Below are 2,343 nucleotides of genomic sequence, written 5' to 3' on the forward strand. Positions count from 1 at the left end.
TTCTTTAAGGTTTTAAAAGAGATAACGAAGTATCCATTTTATATACCTTCCCCCGAAATGTAAAATATGGGCTTAAGGAGTAAGAAAATGGGCATACACGAAACAGCTATAATAAGCGGAGATGTAGAAATACCCGAAGACGTTGAGGTAGGGGCCTTTACCGTTATCGAAGGCAACGTAAAAATAGGTAAAGGAACCAAAATAGGAAACAGGGTAACGATAAAGGGTAATGTAAGCATAGGGGAAAACTGCAAGATTTATGACGGAGCTGTGATAGGAGAAGAACCTCAGCACCTCAAGTATGAAGGGGAAGAAACTTCTGTCGAGATAGGGAACAACGTGATAATAAGGGAGTATGTAACTATACACAGGGGGACGAAGTTAGATAAGGAAAAAACGGTTATAAAGGATGACGTTATGCTTATGGCTTACTCCCACGTAGCCCACGACTGTGTCGTCGGCAAAGGTGTAATAATGGCGAACTGTGCTACCTTAGGAGGACACGTTGAGGTAGGGGATTACGCTTTTATAGGAGGACTCGCAGCGGTTCACCAGTGGGCAAGGGTGGGGGCTTACGCAATGGTAGGCGGACTTACGGGTGTTTCCCTTGATATTCCTCCCTTCACGATAGCTTCGGGACAGCATGCAAAGCTCTACGGTGTGAACCTCATAGGTCTCAGAAGGAGGAACTTTCCCGAAGAGGTAATAAAAGCTATAAGTAAAGCTTACAGAGTTCTCTTCAGGAGTCCCCTACCGAGAGAGGAAGCTATAAAGGTTGTTCTTGAAGAACTCGGAAACTACAAGGAAGTTAGAATGATGGTTGAATTTATAAGGAGCACAAGAAGGGGCGTGGCAAGGCACCATAAGGATTGATATCATGTATTAAATGAAAGCTATAATACTCGCCGCCGGATTAGGAACAAGGTTCAAGAGCGATAAACCCAAAGTTCTTCACGAGATACTCGGCAAGCCTATGCTCTGGTATGTAATAACGAACATAAAGAACGGGGGAATAGACGATATAGCCGTTGTAGTAGGGCACAAAGCCCGGGAAGTTATGGAAACCTTTAAAGGTGAAAACCTGAGGTTTTTTATCCAGAAGAACCCCAAGGGGGGAACGGGAGACGCGGTCCTTTCTGCAAAGGATTTCTTTAGCTCTTACGATGGATACGTTCTCGTAATAAACGGTGATACACCCTTAGTTAGCGGGGAAACTATAAGAAACATGCAGCAGTTTATCCATATGGTTCAGACATACGAAGGCGTCAAACTGAGCGGTGTTGTTCTTACAACCTATATGGCTGACCCGACAGGTTACGGAAGAGTTATAAAAGAACAGGGAACGGACAGGATAATAAGGATAGTTGAGGAAAAGGACGCAACCCCGGAGGAAAAGACCATAAACGAGATAAACGCCGGAACTTACATCTTTTACGCTTCCCATCTACTTGAGGCACTTTACAATATAAAGCCCAGCCCTGTGACGGGAGAGCTATACCTCACGGACGTTATAGAGTATATGAACTCCAGAGGCTATGAGATAAGGAGCTTTATGGCTAAAGAACCGACCGAGGCTTTAGGGGTGAATACCAGATGGGAGCTCGCTCTTGCCGAAAACGTTATAAAGCTAAAGATAGCCAGGTATTGGTCCGAGCGAGGAGTCACTATACACTTCCCCGAAACGGTATGGATAGAACCCGACGTATCCCTGGAAAGGGACGTTGAGATATTCCCAAACGTAGCTTTGAAAGGAAGAACAAAGGTAAAGAAGGGAAGTATAATAGGTCAAGGAAGTGTTATAAAGAACAGCACAATAGAGGAAAACGTAGTTGTTAAGGAGTATAGTGTGATTGAAGATTCTCACGTAAAGAGCAACGCGATAATAGGTCCTTTTGCAAGGATAAGGAACGAAAGTGAGATAGATGAAGAGGCGGAAATAGGAAACTTCGTTGAAGTTAAGAAAAGTAAGATAGGGAAGAAAACGAAGGCAAAACACCTCTCGTATATAGGTGATGCAACCCTTGAAGAAAAAGTAAACGTCGGTGCGGGAACAGTTTTTGCAAACTACGACGGTAAGAAAAAGCACGAAAGCTATATTGGTAAAAACGCATTTATAGGGAGTAACTCCCTCCTCATAGCTCCCATAAAGGTAGGAAACTACGCATTTATAGCGGGTGGAAGTGTTGTTAATAAGGCTGTTCCGGATGAAGCCCTGGCCGTATCCCGTCCGGAGCTTAAAATAATACCCAATAGGGGAAAGAAGCTCCTCTCGGACTAAAATTAAATTGAGGGGTTATGAATAAATTCTTTGAGTGGTTTAACGAGAGAACGGATAGGGAAAAG

General features: G+C 43.7%; 2 protein-coding genes. Both read left to right on the forward strand.

Going from position 1 to position 2,343, the window contains the following annotated elements; genetic code table 11:
• Nucleotides 1-87: 87 nt before the first annotated feature.
• Entirely contained in the window at nucleotides 88-873 is a 786-nt protein-coding gene (gene lpxA / locus ACWB1W_RS07015; protein ID WP_479370666.1) for an acyl-ACP--UDP-N-acetylglucosamine O-acyltransferase, read from the forward strand.
• A 13-nt stretch (nucleotides 874-886) separates the two neighbouring features.
• Nucleotides 887-2,278: a bifunctional UDP-N-acetylglucosamine diphosphorylase/glucosamine-1-phosphate N-acetyltransferase GlmU gene (gene glmU / locus ACWB1W_RS07020; RefSeq protein ID WP_479370665.1), complete on the forward strand. Its 1,392-nt coding sequence runs from the start codon at nucleotides 887-889 to the stop codon at nucleotides 2,276-2,278.
• The last annotated feature ends 65 nt before the right edge of the window (nucleotides 2,279-2,343 follow it).

This window comes from Aquifex sp. (assembly GCF_056494385.1).

Bases quoted from the DNA above. Each gene is read 5' to 3' on its own strand.
- lpxA (WP_479370666.1), top strand. From the start codon at position 88: ATGGGCATACACGAAACAGCTATAATAAGCGGAGATGTAGAAATACCC.
- glmU (WP_479370665.1), top strand. From the start codon at position 887: ATGAAAGCTATAATACTCGCCGCCGGATTAGGAACAAGGTTCAAGAGC.